General features: G+C 67.7%; 16 protein-coding genes. 3 read left to right on the plus strand and 13 right to left on the minus strand.

Annotated elements, in window-relative coordinates; genetic code table 11:
• Window positions 1-228: 228 nt before the first annotated feature.
• A complete protein-coding gene (locus tag WEA80_05590; protein MEX1186040.1) occupies window positions 229-1,443 on the minus strand; it encodes a 4-hydroxy-3-methylbut-2-enyl diphosphate reductase in 1,215 nt (404 codons plus the stop codon).
• A 69-nt stretch (window positions 1,444-1,512) separates the two neighbouring features.
• Here WEA80_05590 and WEA80_05595 point away from each other — a divergent pair, with 69 nt between their 5' ends.
• A complete protein-coding gene (locus WEA80_05595) occupies window positions 1,513-2,454 on the plus strand; it encodes an LD-carboxypeptidase (GenBank protein ID MEX1186041.1) in 942 nt (313 codons plus the stop codon).
• Between the two features lie 61 nt (window positions 2,455-2,515).
• On the opposite strand, the gene WEA80_05600 is transcribed toward WEA80_05595, so the two are convergent.
• The 7 genes from WEA80_05600 to WEA80_05630 form a co-directional block, all read right to left on the minus strand.
• Window positions 2,516-3,118: a cation transporter gene (locus tag WEA80_05600; GenBank protein MEX1186042.1), complete on the minus strand. Its 603-nt coding sequence runs from the start codon at window positions 3,116-3,118 to the stop codon at window positions 2,516-2,518.
• Complete coding sequence (locus tag WEA80_05605) at window positions 3,119-3,703, minus strand: SIS domain-containing protein (protein MEX1186043.1); 585 nt, start codon at window positions 3,701-3,703, stop codon at window positions 3,119-3,121.
• A gap of 28 nt (window positions 3,704-3,731) precedes the next feature.
• Window positions 3,732-6,509 carry a DEAD/DEAH box helicase gene (locus WEA80_05610; GenBank protein MEX1186044.1) on the minus strand — a complete coding sequence of 926 codons (2,778 nt, stop codon included), beginning with the start codon at window positions 6,507-6,509 and terminating at the stop codon, window positions 3,732-3,734.
• Window positions 6,510-6,675: 166 nt separating this feature from the next.
• Entirely contained in the window at window positions 6,676-7,413 is a 738-nt protein-coding gene (locus tag WEA80_05615) for a hypothetical protein (protein ID MEX1186045.1), read from the minus strand.
• 25 nt (window positions 7,414-7,438) lie between these two features.
• Entirely contained in the window at window positions 7,439-7,774 is a 336-nt protein-coding gene (locus WEA80_05620) for a hypothetical protein (protein MEX1186046.1), read from the minus strand.
• A gap of 156 nt (window positions 7,775-7,930) precedes the next feature.
• On the minus strand, window positions 7,931-9,010 hold the full coding sequence (locus WEA80_05625) for an ATP-dependent 6-phosphofructokinase (protein MEX1186047.1): 1,080 nt from the start codon (window positions 9,008-9,010) through the stop codon (window positions 7,931-7,933).
• Between the two features lie 80 nt (window positions 9,011-9,090).
• Window positions 9,091-9,321, minus strand: a complete 231-nt coding sequence (locus WEA80_05630) for a SelT/SelW/SelH family (seleno)protein (GenBank protein ID MEX1186048.1) — start codon at window positions 9,319-9,321, stop codon at window positions 9,091-9,093.
• Window positions 9,322-9,717: 396 nt separating this feature from the next.
• Here WEA80_05630 and WEA80_05635 point away from each other — a divergent pair, with 396 nt between their 5' ends.
• Window positions 9,718-10,095, plus strand: coding sequence for a GspH/FimT family pseudopilin (locus tag WEA80_05635; protein ID MEX1186049.1), 378 nt, complete (start codon window positions 9,718-9,720; stop codon window positions 10,093-10,095).
• Here the strand turns inward: WEA80_05635 and WEA80_05640 are convergent.
• Together WEA80_05640 and WEA80_05645 are read right to left on the minus strand one after the other, a co-directional pair.
• Window positions 10,092-10,943 carry an alpha/beta hydrolase gene (locus tag WEA80_05640; GenBank protein ID MEX1186050.1) on the minus strand — a complete coding sequence of 284 codons (852 nt, stop codon included), beginning with the start codon at window positions 10,941-10,943 and terminating at the stop codon, window positions 10,092-10,094. The two genes, WEA80_05635 and WEA80_05640, sit on opposite strands and share 4 nt — an antisense overlap.
• A gap of 37 nt (window positions 10,944-10,980) precedes the next feature.
• On the minus strand, window positions 10,981-11,985 hold the full coding sequence (locus WEA80_05645; protein ID MEX1186051.1) for a hypothetical protein: 1,005 nt from the start codon (window positions 11,983-11,985) through the stop codon (window positions 10,981-10,983).
• A 312-nt stretch (window positions 11,986-12,297) separates the two neighbouring features.
• Between WEA80_05645 and WEA80_05650 the strand changes: the two genes are divergently transcribed.
• Window positions 12,298-13,137: an alpha/beta hydrolase gene (locus tag WEA80_05650; GenBank protein ID MEX1186052.1), complete on the plus strand. Its 840-nt coding sequence runs from the start codon at window positions 12,298-12,300 to the stop codon at window positions 13,135-13,137.
• On the opposite strand, the gene WEA80_05655 is transcribed toward WEA80_05650, so the two are convergent.
• From WEA80_05655 to WEA80_05665, 3 genes are all read right to left on the minus strand, one after another.
• Entirely contained in the window at window positions 13,123-14,409 is a 1,287-nt protein-coding gene (locus WEA80_05655) for a putative glycoside hydrolase (GenBank protein MEX1186053.1), read from the minus strand. The two genes, WEA80_05650 and WEA80_05655, sit on opposite strands and share 15 nt — an antisense overlap.
• Window positions 14,410-14,593: 184 nt before the next feature.
• Complete coding sequence (locus WEA80_05660; GenBank protein ID MEX1186054.1) at window positions 14,594-15,472, minus strand: hypothetical protein; 879 nt, start codon at window positions 15,470-15,472, stop codon at window positions 14,594-14,596.
• On the minus strand, window positions 15,472-17,424 hold the full coding sequence (locus WEA80_05665; protein MEX1186055.1) for a protein kinase: 1,953 nt from the start codon (window positions 17,422-17,424) through the stop codon (window positions 15,472-15,474). The genes WEA80_05660 and WEA80_05665 overlap by 1 nt, the downstream gene beginning before the upstream one ends.
• Window positions 17,425-17,649: the final 225 nt, after the last annotated feature.

Genomic DNA, 17,649 nt, shown 5'->3' on the forward strand with positions numbered 1-17,649 from the left:
ATTCATCGCATCAGCCCTGCTACCGTTTCACGGGTTACAGCCCACTAGTAGTAGTAGGCTTGGGAACTGCCACTGAGAACTGCCAAGCTGCGCGCTGCCAGCTGGAAGCTTCCAGCTACGGGCTCAAGACACTACCCGGTCCAAATCGCCTGCAGCTCGTAGCTGGCAGCTTCCAGCTGGCCGCTCGCAGCTTGGCAGTTCTATGTGGCAGTTAAAACGCTTGGCAGTCTACGTGGCAGTTAAAACCGGCTCGACCCCTCTCGTCGCAAAAATGCGAGCGACGGTCTCCCCGATCTTGTTGTTCGGCGTGCTCGCCCCCGCCGTGAGCCCCACCCGCACCGGCCCCTCCGCCGCGAGCCACCCTGCGCTCGTCGTCTCGCCCTCGGGGCTCCGGTGCCGGATCGTCCCCGCCGCGGGATCGATGCAGTCCGCGTCCTCGATATGGTACGTCGGCACCTTGAGGGCGCAGATCGCCGCGAGCGAGATCGTGTTGCTGGAGTTGTACCCGCCCACCACCACCATCGCGTCGAGCGGCTCCGTGAGCAGCTCGTCCACCGCGTCCTGCCTGTCCTGCGTCGCGCTGCAGATCGTGTCGAACGTCCGGAAATTCTCGGCCAGGTACTCCGGGCCGTGCCGGTGCGCCAGCGCCTCGCCGATCCGCCCCCCGATCGCCAGCGACTCCCGCGCGAGCATCGTGGTCTGGTTCGCCACACCGATCCTCTTGAGGTCGCGCTCGGGATCGAACTCCTCGTCGAACGCGTTCGGCAGCCGCTCCCGCAGCTCCCCCGCCCGGATCTTCCCCTCGATGAAGTCGCAGACCACTTCGGCCTCCTCCATGCTGCGCACCACGATGGACTTGGCTCCCGGGTACTTGAGCGTCTGCGACGCCGTCGCCCGCGTCTCCTCGTGGTAGTACTTGCCGTGGATCAGCGACGTCAACCCGTCCCGGGCGTAGCTCTCCACCCGCTTCCACACGTTCAGCACCGAGCCGCAGGTGGTGTCAACGACGATGCATCCCAGCGAGCGGAGTGACTCGAAATCGCCGATGGTGACGCCGAAAGCCGGCAGGATGACGACGTCTTCCGGCCGGATGACGCTAAAGTCGAATCCCTGCGGGCTCGGCAACAGAAACGTCACGCCCATCGCCCGCAGCTTGGCGTTCACGTGCGGGTTGTGGATGATCTCCCCCACCAGGTAGATCCGGCGGTCCGGAAACTTCCGCCTGGACTGGTAGGCGTAGTCCACCGCGCGCTCGACCCCGTAACAGAAGCCGAACTCGCGGGCCAGCCGGACGGTCGTGTCCCCGGCGGTCAGGGTGTACTCATTCGTACGCAACAGGTCCACGAGCTGCCCCGTATAATCAGCGGCCAGCTCTTCCTCGACCTCCGCCTTGAGCCCGAGCCCTTTCCGAAAGTAGGTTACCTGCCCTCCCTCACTGCTCATACGATCCAATCTAGTCAGCCCCCTCCCGGGTCGCCCTCGGAAGAGCCCCTCTCTTCCGATCCGGCCGACGTGGACCTGCTGCCACTGCAGAAACCTCCCGCGATCAGGAAGGGCGACACCATCGGCGTGGTCGCTCCCTCGTACGCGCCGCGCCCCGGCTGGCTGCTGCGCGGGGTGAAGGCGCTCGAGCACGTCGGCTTCAACGTGGTGCTCGACACCGAGATCGAGCAGATGCGCCGGTTCGAGCGCCGCGAGGACGAGCGCCGCGCCGAGAACTTCATGGGGATGTGGATCGACCCGCGGGTGAAGGCCGTGATCGGCGGGACCGGCGGGTACGGCGCGACGCGGATGATCCCGTATCTCGAGTCCGAGGTGTTTCGCCGGAATCCCAAGCCGTTCGTCGGCTACTCCGACATCACCGCGCTGCACATCTGGCTGATGCGGCGCTCGGGGATCCGCGTGTTCCACGGCCCGACGGTGGACGATCTCATTCCCAGCATGCGCGACCCGACGATGATCTCGCTGCTGAGCGCGCTGATGACGCCGCGACCGGCGATAAAGCTTGGCAAGGGCATCGCGCGCACGAGCCGGCCCGGTCGCGCCGTCGGCCGGCTCACCGGCGGGAATCTCTCGCTCGTGCAGCAGACGATCGGCACGCCGTACGAGATCGACACGCGCGGCGCGATTCTCTTTCTCGAGGAGACCACGGAGCCGATGTCGGTCGCCGACGAGCGGCTGGTGCATCTCCGCGCGGCGGGGCTGCTCAAGCACATCCGCGGGATCGTGTTCGGGCAGCTCTCGCTGGACCGATCAGAGGAAGACGAGTTCGAGGATTTCCTGCTCGATCTCGTGGCTGATCTCGGCGTCCCGGTGGTGATGGATTTCCCCGCGGGGCACGAAGTGCCGAACCTCACGCTGCCATTGGGCACAATGGTGGAGCTGGTGGCGGAGGAGCAGACGGGGTGGATCAGTTATGCTGAAGATGCGCTGACTGAATCTCCGGGGGAGTAGCTACCGGGATTCCCCGTCATTACGCACGGGGGTTGCGGGTGCTCAGCTTTCCCGACAAGCATCAACTGGTTTCCCCACGCAGCTTGGAGCTGGCGCTCCGAATGATCGACCACGCGGACTGAAGAAACAGCCCCGCGATCGCCGCCGCGACGATCAGGTCCGGCCACCGCGTCCCGGTCAGCGCGACAAATCCCGCCGCGATCACCACGGCCAGATTCCCCAGCGAGTCGTTCCGGGAGAACAACCAGATCGCGCGCACGTTCACGTCGCCCGCGCGATGCGGCAGCAGGACCGCGGCGGCGGCGAGGTTCACGACCAGCGCGATCACGCCGAACACGCCCATCAGCTCCGCGTCGGGCTGGCGCAGTACGAAAACTCTGTAGGCAGTAGTCGCGAGCACTCCCACGCCCATTGCCGCCAGAAACACACCTTGTGTGAGAGCGGCGCGGGCGCGCCACTCGCGCGGCCATGACAGAGCGACGATCCCGAAGAGCGTGATCAGCCCGTCGCCGAGAAAGTCGAGCGCGTCCGCCTTGAGCGCTTGTGAATCCGCGAGAAACCCGCCGGCCATCTCCACCACGCCGTAGCCGGCATTGAGCAGCACGACGATCCACAGCGCGTGCCGATAACCGGGCGCGGTCGCGACGTCGCCGGCTCGCTCCACTCAGCCTGCCTTCACCGCCTCGTCGATCGCGACGCACCACAGATGCAGCAACATGAGATGCATCTCCTGGATGTGCGCGGTGATATTGCTCGGCACAGCCAGCACGTGATCAGCCGTTGCACCGTCGGTTAAGCCCGCCGCTCCAGTGAGCGCAATCGTAACCGCCCCGCCTTTTTTCCCGGCGGCGAGCCCGCGCAGGACGTTCTCCGATTTCCCGCTGGTGGTGAGCCCGATCGCGACGTCGCCGGGCTGGGTGAACGCTTCCACCTGTCGCTCGAACAGAGTCTCGTAGCCGAAGTCGTTGGCGATGCACGTCACCGCCGCGGGATCGCACGCGAGCGCGACCGCCGGCAGGGGACGGCGGTTGTCCTTGAACCGACCGACCAGCTCACCCACCAGATGACTCGCCTGCGTTGCGCTCCCGCCGTTGCCGAACGCGATCACTTTGTGCCCGGCGACGAGCGCGCCGGCCATCGCGTCGGCGGAAGCGGCGATCCGGGCCGCGAGCGCGGTGAGCGTGTCGCCCGCGACTTTCTGGTGAGCGCGGAAATATTCGGCGAGTGCGGATTGCGAGGTCTTCGGCATTTGTCCCGGGATCGGTCGGTGCGGAATTCTAACGCCGGCCGCGCGGGCTGCGACCCCGCCCGCCGCCGCGCGCCTTCGGTGCCCCACGCTTGTCGCCACGCTTGCTCCCCTGCCGCGGGCCGCCGCGCTTTCCGCCCCCGCCGTGACGATCACCTCCGCCGCCACCACCGCCGCCACCGCCACCACGACCACCACGACCGCCACGACCACCGCGTCCACGCGACCCGCCGCGCCCGTCGCCCCGCACCTGCTCACGCTCTCCCCGAGCGGGTCGCTCGACTTCCTCCGGCATCCACGGCAGGTCGAGCGCGTCCTGCAATTCCTCCAGCGTGTTCCCGCGCACCGCCCCCCGCTGCCCACGCAGCACCATGAAGCGCAGCGGCCGGTCGAGCCGCGGCAGCTCGGGCTCGCTCAGCGTCCGCGCGACCTTCTCCGGCAGGCGCAGCCGGGCGACGCCGCGACGCTCGCCGTCCTCCTCCTCCACCTCGTACGCGATCTCGACTTCCTTGTCGCGGATCGGAACGGTGTCCGGCAGCGCCGCGTACCGCTCGCGCGCGCCCGGCTCGATCAGCGCCTCGAGATCCAGGCGCAGAGGCGCGGCCTTGAAGTCGTTCAGCGAGCGGACCTCCGCGAGCGCGATCTCGTACATCGCCGTCAGCTCCTGCAAGCCGAGCTTCGGCGTCGCCCCGCCCGAGCGCCGGTAGATCTCGCGGATCTCCTCGACCGCGACGCGATTGCGGTTCACCGCCGCGTGCCGCGCCTCGCCCTTCGCCAGCGCCTCCGCCAGCGCGTGCCGCGCCGCGCGCTCCAGCTCCGGCGGAAATTCCTCGAGCGACTCCAGCTCCCGCTCCAGCTCGAAGCCGAAGTACGTCAGCGTTCGCCGCAGGGTGAACGGATTGTGCTTGCGCCGCGCGTCGTACACGATCTCCGGCGGACCGCGGCGGGCGTGCTTGCGGATTTTCTCCAGCGGGATCTGCGTCCCTTCGATCCCCGCCCGCGGGATCCCGCTGCGGTCCGCGAAGTATCGCAGCGTCCCGGCGATCGGACCCCAGCTCCCGCACACGCTCGTCTTCGACACGCGCGCGTTGTCGCCGCTCGCGGTCTCCTCGTCTATCACGAGATCGAACGGCATCACCTCCGCCAGCAGCTCCACGAACTTGCCGTACGCGTGATCGCGCGCGAGCACCATCTTCGACGGCAGCTCGAGGTTGAGCCCACGATACACGCTCGCCATCCCCAGCGCGGCGTCCTCGATCGCCTTGACGAGCACTCCGCGCTCCTCGGCCCACTGCTCCACGCTGTCGTCGAACAGGTGCCGCGGCAGCCCGTACACCTCGCCGATGTAGCCGCAGCGCGTGAATCCCTCGGCGTAGAGATTGTACGCCGTGAGGTGATCGCTCCCCGGGACGACGAGCCCTTCGAGGTTACGGTCGTCGCGCGTCATGCGGTGCAGCGACTCGACCGAGCTCATCACCGCGACGTACGGCACGAGATCGTCGTCCGCGTGCACCAGCAGCTCGGCCCACGGCCGGTCCACCGGCATCGCCTCCACCAGCTTGCCGTAGTGCGTGAGCCGGCCGTTCTCCACGATGCCGCGGTCCTCGAGCAGCGCGAGCGCGCGGCGGTACGACTGCTTGTCGAGCGGCACCGGCAGCTCGAGCTCGTCGGCGCGCACGCCGAGGTCGGCGCAGGTGATCGCGACGCGCTCGGAATCGCCCGCGAGCTGGAAGTCGGGCGCCGTCGGCCGCAGCTCGGAGAAGACGATGTCGCGGTCGGACAGAATAAACACGCGCCCGTTCTCCACGCGGCCGTGCACGCGTCCCGCCATCTGCAGGATCTCGTTCGCGCCGAGGTGGACGCGAGTGAGCACGTTGCGCCCGCGCTCGATCACGTTGGCGAAGCGCGTGTCGTCGATCACCACCGTATCGAGCCCGCGCACGTTCAGCGCGCTCTGCCCCGCCGCCGTCATCGTGAGCAGGAACGGCTTCAGGTCGTCCCCCTCGAGGAACGGCCGGATGATCCGGATCGGCTCGCCGCCGTGATAGAACGCGGTGTTGATGCGCGGGAATCGCTCCTCGACCTGCGCGGCCGCCTGCTCCACCGCGTTGCGCGTCGGCAGAAAGACGCCGACTCCCCGCCTCTCCTTGAGCACGCGCTGGAGGAACCGGTCGTCCAGAAAGTCGAGCGGTTCCTTGTCGATGACGGTGACCTTCGCGGCGCGGGCAGGATCGAAGGCGAAGCTCTGCACGACCCCGGAAGATTCCAGGTAGCGCGAGTAGAACGTCGGATCGACCGTCGCCGACAGCCAGATGAACCTGCACCCGACACGCTTGCCGAGCGCGAGGCACAGCTCCAGCTCGGCGGAGGTCTGATGGATCTCGTCCACGACCAGCGTGTCGCTCGCGAGGATGTCGCCGTCCTGGAACCAGCGGCGCGCGATGCCGGTGGTGACGATGATCACGTTCCACGTCGGCGTGTCGGGCGTGGCCTCGCGCTCGCGGTTGACTACTCCGACTTTGAGCGGCGCCTTGAGAATGATCTCGGAGATCGGCCGGACCGCGAGCGTCTTGCCCGTACCCGTACCCGCGACGATCCCGAATCCGTTCCCGGACGCGGCCAGCTCGCGGACTTCAGTGCCGTGCTCGCGCTCGAGAAACGTGTCGATGTGGAGCCCCAGCGCGAGCTCGATGGTCTCACACGCCGCGCGCGTGGGGGCGATGACGATGACGCGCCCTGTGGGCGGCTCCGCCGCGACGAAGGCTTCGTGGTCGGGCGGGAGGTATTGGTCGCGGGCGCTGCGGAGCATTTAGGGAAGATGCCACCGCGCGGGCGCGAAACAAACCGCGGGTTGGTTGATGCCGGAAGGCGAAGTTGATTGAGGGAAGGTCCGCAGACCCGTCTTAGCGAGCGCAGTCTGCTCGCGTAGGGCCAGCGGACCTTCCCTCAATCAACTTCGACCGCGCGACAAGAGCCTACCCCGCGCGGCCCTTCCCGCGGCGCCCGCGCTCGGCGTCCCGCCGCGCGCGCTCGATCGCCTTGGCGCGATTTTTCTGCGCTTTGCGCACGGCCTTTTCCCGGTCCCGCCGCGCCTTCTCCACCGCCTTCCGGCGGTCGTGCTCGGCGCGCGACATCCGCCGATCGAAACCGTCGTCGTCCCGGTCCCGATCACCGTTGACGCGCCCGTTGGCTGCGATCCGCGTGAGAGTCCGCCCGTCGCGGCTCCGCGCGCGCTCCACGATCGTGCGACCGCTGCGGTCGCGCACGCGGCGCTCGTAGATCACGTTGCCGTTCCGGTCGCGGCCCACCGGATACCACACGCCGAGGTCCCGGGTGCGGCTCGCGCTCACGCGGCAATCACGATCCATGTCGCGCCGCGAGGTGCGCAGGCCGAAGAAGATGTCGCCGAGGTTCGAGCCGCGACGCTCGAAGTCGCAGTTGTTGTCCCGGAAGCGGCCGACCGCGCGCCCCGGGAACGGAGCGTCGCTGCCGTAGATGATGCGCGAGTTCAGCGGAGCCGTCGCGCGCGCGGTGATGCAGTCGGTCACGGTCGGCTGCCGTCCAGCGGGCACTCCTTCGATCCAGACGCGACACATTCCCGCTGGTGGACGCTGGCCCGGCGGAACGCTGCTCGCCCGCACCATAACCTGCGCGCTCGCTTCCGCCGCGAGCGCCGCGCCCGCGACGATTAACGTAAGAGCGATCTTTCTCATCGGTCCCTCCTCATGAGCTGATCCATCACTCGAAGGAGCTGAGCCCGAACGGGTTGCCACGGCCGCCCTTCTTCCTGGATGCCGGCAGCGGATCTCCGAAGATCACGCGGCCGTTCGCCGGCTTGTTGCGCAGCGCCCTGATGCAATCGGTCGGCGCCGGCTGTCGGCTGGCGGGCACACCCTCGAGCCAGATCCGGCACATCCCCGCGGGGGGACGGTATCGGCTCGGGATCCGTGGCTGCTCATCTCTGTCGCGCTGCGGCGCCGGCTGCGGCACGCGGGGCTTGCCCTGTGCGGCGGCCTCCCCCGGTATCGCGGCGGCGATCACTGCGAACGTTATTGCGAGATAGAGCTTGTTCATTGACAACTCCAACGATGCGCCGGCCCCATGCCGGCACGCTAGGTAATGGCAGATATGGGGCCGAGTGCTCAAATCAGCGTAAGTCGTTATAGGGAAGTAGTTTACGGATTTGTCAAAGCGGGGCCAACCGCGAAAATCGTCCTCCCCAGAGGACATTCAGTCCCCGAACGAGACTCCCGTGGCCCGGGCCGTCATGACGATGTCGTGGTTGGGGTCCACCCGCTTCGGCTCCCGCAACGCGTCCTCCAAGGGAATCGTGACGATGTGCGGCGATTGCAGCGCCAGCATCGTTCCCCACCGCTCGTCCTCTATCGCTTTGATCGCGGCACCGCCGAAGCGAGTCGCCAGCAGGCGGTCGTATCCCGTGGGCTGGCCGCCGCGCTGCAGGTGACCGAGCGTGAGCGACCGGCTCTCCTTCCCCGTTTTTTTCTGGATGATCTGCGCGAGCTCCTCGCACACTCCGCCGAGTCGCTTCGCTTCGCCGGGCAGCGACTCTCCGAGGATGGATTCGCGCCTGCCCTTCGGGTAAGCGCCCTCGGCGATCACGACGATGGAGAATTTCTTCCCCACGCGGTCGCGCGCCAGGATCTTCTCGCACACGACGTCCACGTCGTACGGGATCTCCGGGATCAGGATGACGTCGGCGGTGCCGGCGACCCCGGCGTGCAGCGCGATGAAGCCCGCGCGGCGCCCCATGACTTCCATGACCATCACGCGGTCGTGCGACTCCGCGGTGGTGTGCAGCTTGTCGATCGCTTCGAGCGCCGTGTTGACGGCGGTGTCGAAGCCGAAGGTGGTGATCGTACCGCTGATGTCGTTGTCGATCGTCTTGGGAACGCACACGATCTTCAGCCCCTTGTCGCACAGCTTCTTCGCTATTGCCAGCGACCCGTCTCCGCCGATCGAGATCAGCGCGTCGATGCCGAGCGCGCGCGCGTTCTCCAGCAGCTCGTCCGAGCGATCGATCTCCTCGACTGTTCCGTCGTCGCGCATGCGCGGATACGAGAACGGGTTGCCGCGATTGGTCGTGCGGAGAATTGTGCCGCCGAGGTGGGCGATACCGCGCACCGTGTTCTCGTCCATCGGGATCACTTCGTCCTCGCCGAGCAATCCCGCGAAGCCGCGCCTGATGCCGCACATCTCCCAGCCGCGACTCAGGGCGGAGAGCACGGCGGCGCGGATGACCGCGTTGAGCCCCGGCGCGTCGCCGCCGCCGGTGGAGAGGGCGATTTTCATGGAGGGAAAGCTATTGGCTGTTGGCTATTGGCTGTTCGCTAACAACCCCAGTTCCCGGCTCTTCCGTTCTGAGCGAATAGCTAATAGCCAAGAGCCAATAGCTCCTTCAGTATCTCCCCCTTCTCAGCATGCCGCTTCAGCTTCGCCTTCGAGAAAATCAGCTTCCCGTCCACCGTCACCTCGAACCTCCCTCCTCCGGACGGAATCAGCTCCAGCTCCGCCTTCGGATGCGCCTTCCTGATCTCGGCGGCCAGACCGGCCGCCCGGGGCTCGTAGCTTCAAACGGTGCAGTACTCGATCGTGATATGCATGGGTGCAAGATAATGGATACGGTGGTGAGAGTTGGCTGGCATTGGATCGCGATGGTCGCACTAACGTCACGGTGACCAGAAGATCAACTGAGAACGGATGAGCTGCCCGCTACCCGCTGCACGCTGTCAGCCACGGAGCTACGGCAAAGCGGTTGACTTATGAAGAGGTACTTAATGACACCTGCACGTTGCCCATATGCACCGACAAAGGGTCAGCGAAGTTTGCAGCTGTCTAGCGGACAGCTTCCAGCGGGTAGCGGGCAGCTGTTCAATTCTCTGTTGCAGTTCAGGCAGCTTCAAGCGGACAGCGGGCAGCTATTCAGTTCTCTGTCGCCGTTCAATCGCAGAAGGCCGCGCCGAGGCACGACGATACTCGAGCTCGCGCTTTCCCTGTCCGTGATCAGCATCCTCTCCGCCATAGCGTATCCCCGCATCGGCGGGCTGCTCGACGGCATCCACGTCCGCGGCAGCGCCACCGAGATCCACTCGCTCTTCACCGCCGCCCGGCATCACGCCATCACTCGCGCCGAGCGCATAACGGTTCAGATCGACACCGCGCGCGCGGCCATCTCGCTCGTGGCCGGCTCCGACACCCTGCACACGCGCGGCTTCAGCGAGACTCACGGCGTCGCGCTCGCGGCCAACCGCGCGTCCTTCACCTACTCCCCGATAGGCATCGGCTACGGCGCGGGGAACATGACGCTGGTGATCCGCCGCAACGCCCGGGTCGACAGCCTGTTCATTTCGCGCCTCGGCCGCGTGCGCAGGGACTAGAGCTTCCGCAGGAAGCTTCGCGTCGCTTCCAGCACCACGTCGGGCGTCTCCTCGCAGATCACGTGGCCCGCGCCGGGAATCTCGTGCACTTCCGCGTCCCGCATCGCGGCCGCGTCCTTCGCCGTCGCGCCCTCGTCCAGCAGCAGGTCCTTCGTGCCGAACAGCAGCAGCGAGCGGTGGACGATGCTCGACAGCGGCACCGGAACGCGCTCGCCGAAATCGAGCTCGTGCAGCAGGTCGCGAACGGCCAGCGGGAACTCCGGGAACTGCGTGGGAGCCCGGTACTCGTCCACGTCGCGCGCCGTGGGCCTGCCGATTCCGCCGTACGTGAGCCGGAGAATCGCCGCGATGACCCAGCGCCAGGTGAGATGCGGCAGCAGCGGCCGGACGAACGCCGGAGTGCACGCGCGATAGAATCGCAGGTGCGGAACTCCGCGATATCCCACCGGCGAGTACAGCAGCAGCGCGCGCACGGCGTCGCGGCGCTCGGCGGCCACCATGAACGACAGCACGGCACCGAGCGAGTGGCCGCCGATGACGGGATTCGCAAGCGCGAGCGCGTCGAAGATCTCCACCCCGTGCCGCACGAGCGCGGGGCGGGTGTACTCGCCCGGGCCGAACGGCTTGTCGGAAAGGCCGTGCCCCTTCAGGTCCACAGATATGGCGCGGTAGCCCATCTCCGCGAGCGCGGGGAGAATCAGCCGGAAGATGTACACCGAGCACGCCCAGCCCGGATACAGCAGAATCGGCGGCGCGCTCTCGTCGCCGCACTCGACGGCGCGTACCGAGATGCCGGACTTCAGCCGCACCATCCGCGAGCGGAAACGCGCATCATCCGCGGGGAACATCGCTTCCGGGGGAAGTCGTCCCCCGAGCCGCCGCGCGCTAGACGACCTTGATCTCCCGACCGGCGAGCCGCGCGATGAGACCGACGCGGAAGGTGACGTCGGCCCAGCGGCCCTCGCCCGCCAGCGACTCTTCCAGCGGGAACGTCGCCCACGCGTACGGGCTCTTCGTCTTCGGCGTCTCCGTTCCCTTGTGCGGATGCCACACGCCGTCCCGGTTGGTGTCCTCGAGGAACCTGTCGAACATCTTCAGCCATCCCTCGTTGCGGCGCAGGAAGCCGAGCCGAGCCATCAGCTCGAGCCACATCAGCGCGAACGGGATGTCAGCCTCGACCGCGTTCCGGTGCGGCAGCTTGTCGCCGAGAACGAGATGCGGCTGCTGCATCTGGTGGCGCCCGACCAGCTGCACGGGGTCCTGCCTCGGCTGCGGCTGCGACAGATGCTCGTACAATCTCTCCAGCGCCGAGTGGTGCTCGTACCGGAGAAGCGGCATGTGCGCGAGGATCCGCAGGACGAAGATCGAAGGCGGCGCGGCTTCGGCCGCGAGCACGTGCGTGTTGCCCACGCGCGTCCACGGCTTCTCGCCCAGCGGCGAGGCGAGGAACGCTTCCATCCGCTCGACGATCCGGCGCACCGCGCCGCGCAGCCGCGGATCGTTCTCGAACCCCGCGCGGGCCAGCGTCGCGGCGGCCGCCTCGCGCAGGATGGCCCTTCCGCGGCGGATCTGGTCTTCCGTCTGCGTCTTGGTCGCGAGCTCGTACAGAAAGCTGGGATCGTCGTCCTCGGCCAGCAGGCGGAACAGGATCCGGCGCGAGAGCGCGATCGGGGGCGAGTCGGGCGACCAGCCGTACTCCAGCAGCCGCTGGAGAGCGGGGATCGTGCCCACTCCATCGAACTCGCCGCCGCGGCTCGCCGGGACCGCCATCATCCGGTCGTTCCAGACGCCGTCGATCCCCTGCGTCACCGCCAGCCGGATCGCCGACCTGGACGCGTACGGCATCCAGTCGAGCTGCCCCTGCGGGATCGGCAACCGTGCGACTTCCACCGCCGCCCTGTATTGTAAGGCGGGCGAGCCGTGCTCCATCATCCAGGAGAGCGGGAACGTAACCGCTTCCGCCTCTTCTGCCGGAGCTGCGGGCGGAGGAGCGCTGGAAAGCCCTTCGAGCGCGGTCGAAAACCCTGCTGGGCTTGGGCTTAGGTGTGTAGCGCGCGCGTCGGGCGGAGTATTAACGGTCAAATTGTCCGTTTGAGCGGGGCGGGCCAGCCATGGAAGTGCGTGCCGGTTCAGCGGTTGGGCGAGGTCGGCGCGTAAGAATAGCACGTTTCCCGGTGGACGCCAGCCACTTATCGGGGTCAAATGCGCGGTGAATTCGTGGATGTCGGGGGCGTGCGGCTGTACTACTACGCCGCGGGCACGCGCGGTGGGGGCGACCCGATCGTGCTCCTGCACGGTTTCGCGACGTCGAGCGTGCTCTGGCGCGGTCTCATCCCGCTGCTGCCGCCCGGCCGCCGTATCGTCGCCGCGGATCTGCTCGGCTACGGTCGCAGCGACCGCCCGTACAATTCCGCGCTGACGGCCGATGCGCACGCCGACCGGCTGCGCAGTCTGCTCGCCGAGCTGCGGATCGCTCGCGCCTGCTTCATCGGCCACGATCTCGGCGCCACGGTTGCGCTCCGCTTCTCGCACGCCTGGCCCGCGCTGGTGTCGCGGCTCTGTCTCGTGGATCCGCCTGTCGGCCGCCACTGGGCCGCGTCGGCTTCGCTCTCGCCGGGAGCCGCGGCGATGCTGGGTGGACCGTTGTCCGCCTTCGCCCGGGGGAGAATCAGAGCGCGCATGATCTCCGGCTACATGAACCGCGAAGCGGGCGCCCGGTCGTGCGCGCGGTATCTCAAACCCTTCTCCGACGCCGCGGGTGGAATCGTGCTCGCGCGGCACGCGCGCGCGCTGCGCGGCGAGGCCTTCCCGGAAGACGGCGCGACCGCGGGCTCAGCCAGCGTATCCGGCGTATCCGGCGCCATCCCGACGGCGATCGTCAGCGGATCGCTCGACACTCTCGCGCCGCCGCGCCGCGCGCGAGTGCTCGCCGATTCGATTCCCGGCGCGACGTTTCAGCAAATAGATGGGATGGGACACTTCTCGCCGGAAGAAGCGCCGACGCGCCTCAGCGAGGTGATCGGGGCGCTACTGTCCGGGTGACGCCCGCGCCGAGTCCGCGCGGCGCGCGGAGTCGGCTCTTCTCGCGGTAGCGGCTCGCCGGATCGAATCGGCGGTGAGACTGCGCAGCCCTTCCTCGAGCGCCGACTTCGGCCGCAACGCCGCGACCGTGTAGCGCGATCCCGGATTCCACAGAACCCAATCATAGTAGCCGTTGTCGTAGCCCGCCTGGATCTGCGCGCGCACTTCCGCGATTCCGTACCGCGGCGCACCCAGCGTGAAATCCTGGTACCACGGGATGATACGGCCCGCGCCCTTTATTGGAGCGGTGCGCCGGGTCACGTCCTTCATCGCGTTGTCGATGGTCGCGTACGGCCGCGCGTTCGGGTTGGCGAGCTTGTACGTGCCGGGCGCGAAGTGCGACGGATAGTTCATCGGCAGCACCGCGTCGGCCATGTCCACGAACAGCTCCCACTTCTGCCCGATCCCCATGTCGGTGCTGTCCGTGGCCGTGAGGCCGAACACGTCGATCGTCATCGGGATGCCGTTGGCCCGCAGCAGCCCGCGCGTGAAGCCGAGCTGGTCGCGGATCACCCGCGCGCGGATTCGTCCCTGCGCGAGCGGGAAGACAACCTCGCGATGCATCCGGTTCTCGTCCGGGAAGCGGACGTAGTCGAGCTGCACTTCGCTGAAGCCGAGGTCCCACGCTTCCCTGCCGAGGTCGGCCGCGTACTGCCAGACCGCGCGCTGGTGCGGGTCGAGCCACGGCTTCCCGTTCTTGTCGAGCCACGGCTGCATGTCGGACCGCCGCTTGATGGCGAGCTCGCGCTTCTTGTCGGCGAGCAGCGGGTCCTTCACCACGACGATTCTCGCGATCGCGTAGATGTTGTGCGCGCGCATCGAGTCGAGCATCGCGCGCACGCGCGCCGCGCTCATCGGCGAGTTCGTGTCGGCGCCGATCTCGCGCGCGAGCGGCACGCGCGAGCGGTACAGGACGAAGCCGCGGTCGTCCTTGACGTCGATCACGAGGGCGTTGATCTCGGTCGTCTTCGCGAGATCGATCATCTGATTCATCTTGGCGCCGACCGCGGCCCAACGATTGACGTACAGCCCGCGGACGATCCGCGGCATGGGCATGTGCGTTACGCGGCGGACCGTGTCCTTCGCGGCGGCGTCGTTCTCGGCGGGGCCGACACGCTCCGGGACGGGCGGGCCGGCGACGCGCGAGTCGGCGGCGGCGGCGCGCTGATCACAGGCGGACGACGCCATCGCCACGACGAGGGGAAAAGCAGCAAAAAGGGGAGCGCGGAACATCATTGAATTTACCCGGGAGGCAAAGCTTGTTCCGCGAGGGCCGGCTCCAGGGATCAGGAGAGGGAATCCAAGTTCGGAGTGTGGCAGTCTTGGAGTGGGACAGTCAGGAGTTGCTCCGAACTGCCACACTCCGAACTACCACACTCCAAACTTGGATTCCCCTGCGGCTCGATCGGCACAAGTTCTATCGAATTGACTTCACCTCATCGGCCGCTTCCAATGCACGCCGGATGTCCGACGACAGCGCCCTCGCCTGCTGCGTCGCGCCCACCACGTCCTCCGCCGCCGACGCAACCCCCGACGATCTCAGCTTGAGCACGTCCAGCCGCAGGTTCTCCAGCAACAGCGTCGCCCGCTCGAACCGCGTCTTCAGGTCCGCTTGCCGCTGCTGCAGCTCCTTGATCGACGTGCGCTGCCGCTCGAGCAGCTCGCGCTTCCGCTCCCACTCGCCCGTGCGGTTCGTCTCGCGCTCGAGCGCCGCGAGCCGCGAGCTCACCTCGTCGGTCGAGGTCGAGCCGACGTTCTCCTCCAGGCGGCGGAGCGCGTCGCCGAGCACCAGCACCTGCTCCAGCAGCGCGTCGATCGTGGGACGCACGTCGGGAATCAGCTCGCGGTCCACGGGCGAGAGCTGTTGAATGGTCTGCACGATTCCCTCGTAATGCTCGCGCGCGCGTGCCATCGCCCGCTCGGTGGGGCCGGCGTAAGCCGACACCGACACCGCCTCGATCGCGCGCTGCCGGCCGCCCTCGCGCGCCGACCGGTACGAGCGCCCGGGGAGCGCGCGCGAGGAATCGCCCCTGAGCGCTCTCCCCTCGAGCGACACGGGCCCGCGCGAGATCAGCTCCCGCAGGCTCACGCCGTCGGCCCAGAGCCCCGCCGCCTGCCGGATCAGGCCGATCGAGAACACGATCGCCGCGATCAGCACCCACGGCACCTGCGGGGTGAACAGCACGTTCAGCCCGATCAGAAACGCGAGCGTGCCGGCGGCCTGCCAGAACGAGCGCCGGAAATCCCGGACCCGCCTCTCGAGGGTCGGCTCTTCGATCACCCTCTTCTCCGGCATCAGCGCGAGGCGCTTACGCGCCCGGTCTCGTCAGCCGCGTACGCCAGCACGTCCACGTCGCGCGCGAGCCGCATCGCCTGCTCCGCCAGCAGCGTCACGTTGTAGTGCGACTGACCTCCGGTGCGCAGGCGCAGCACGTCGAGCCGCATGTTCTCCAAAGCGATCCCGCAGCTCTCGATCTTCGCCATCGCTTCGTCGCGCCGCTTCTTCACATCCATCAACGCGCGCCGCCGGCGCTTGAGCCCGGCGAGCCGGCGCACTCGCTGCTCGCTCGCGGGCTCGAGCGGATTCGCCTGCGCTTCGAGCGTCTCTATCTCCCGCTCGACGTCGGCGGCCGCCGCGTCCACACCGTGACTGTCCACGGCCGCGAGAGCGTTCGACAGCGCCCTGATCTTGTCAAACAGCTGCTCGGCGGATGGCACCACGTCGGGGATCAGCTGGCTGTCCTCTTCCGGCAGCGACCGCACCAGCCGCCTGATCTCGTCGCGGTCGGATCGCGCCTGCGCGACGACCGGCAGCTCCCGTCCGCGGGGAGCGTCGGAGATTCCACGGCTGCGCTCGTCGCGCTCGCGCCCCTCGCGCGCCTTCCGCTCACGCCGCCCCTCCGATGGTACGCCTGTGGTGTCCGGCCGCGCGCGCGGCAGATTCCGCTGCGGCGTGCGGCGGGCGCGCATCTTCGCGCGCACTTCCTCGCGCTTGTTCGGATCGAAGATCGCGCGCGCGTCGTCCAGCGTCTCGCCGGCGACGTCCACGAACAGCCGGTCCCGCGGCTGGCGAAAGACGTCGCGCCAGTCGTAGCCGGCCGACCACAGCTTCGAGTACTGGATCGCCATGTGAATCGACCAGAAGACCGTGACGAAGAAGACCTCGACACCGCTGATGATCGACGCGACGACTATCACGGAGTTGACCGCGATGTACGGCGCCAGCTTCTTGCGGAACCGCCGGACCGGCGCGGCTTCCCACCGCTCCAGGTCTTCGTCGTACTCCGGCAACGGGGCCGGAGGAGGCACCGGATACCGCGCCGTCGTGACCGGCCGCGGGATCGCGGGCGCCCATATCGTCCCCTGCGGGATCGGCACGTTCCCGCTCTCCAGTGCCACGGCCAGCGCGCCGGCGCTCGGGAAGCGCGCGTCGGGGCTCTTCTCCAGCATCAGCATGACCGCGCGCGCGAGATCATCCGGCACGCCGCGGCACCGGTCGGAGATCGGCGGCGGCATCTCCGACAGGTGCTTCACCAGCATCGCGGGGGTGTTCGGCGCGTCGAACGGCAGCTCGCCGCACAGCATCTGGTACGCGACCACGCCGAGCGAATAGATGTCGGTCCGGCCGTCGATGTTGCTGTCGCCCGCGGCCTGCTCGGGCGACATGTACGCGGGCGTGCCGAGCGCCATGCCGGTCGCCGTCAGCTTCGACCCCGACCCCTCGATGACCGCGCGCGCGATGCCGAAATCCGTCACCATCGCGCGCCCCGTGTCCGCATCCAGCAGGATGTTGTCGGGCTTGATGTCGCGGTGCACCACCTTGCGTCCGTGCGCGTACTGGAGCGCCTCGGCTACCTCGCGCAGGATCCGCCGGACTTCGGCCGGGTCCAGCGGCCCGCGGTCGTGGATCAGCTTGGCGAGGTTGTCCCCGCCGATGTACGCCATGATGAAGAAGACGAGGTTCCCTTCTTCGCCTACCGTATAGATCGGGACGATGTTCGGATGGCTGAGCTGCGCCGACGTCTCGGCTTCCCGCAGAAAGCGCGTGCGGATGTCGGAGCGGAACGACAGCTCCGGAGGCAGAAGCTTCACTGCCACGGAGCGCTTCAATCGTTTATCGCGGGCGCGATAGACGATCCCCATTCCGCCACGGCCGATCTCTTCCTCCAGCTCGTAGTTTGCAGAAAGAGCCCGATCTACCTGGGCCCTGAGCTCAAAATCAGACGTAGTTAGACCGCGATCAGCCACTATGTCTCGCCGGGAACGTTAGGGTGGGACTAACAGGCCTAACGTAGCACGGAGGACACTGACGGAACAGGATGGCGCCGTTCCGGCAGCCATGGCGCCATTCCGGCCTTTGTTTGCTTGCCCAGGCCGCCTGATTGGCGTATGTCATCTAGTGCGATTCATGCAAAAGGAAGTACGTAAGAAATCAGTTTTTGGTTCATGTAGTTCCCGGTGGCTGGAAGAAAG

The organism is Gemmatimonadaceae bacterium (assembly GCA_040882285.1).
In the GTDB taxonomy this organism is placed as follows: Bacteria; Gemmatimonadota; Gemmatimonadetes; order Gemmatimonadales; family Gemmatimonadaceae; genus JACDCY01.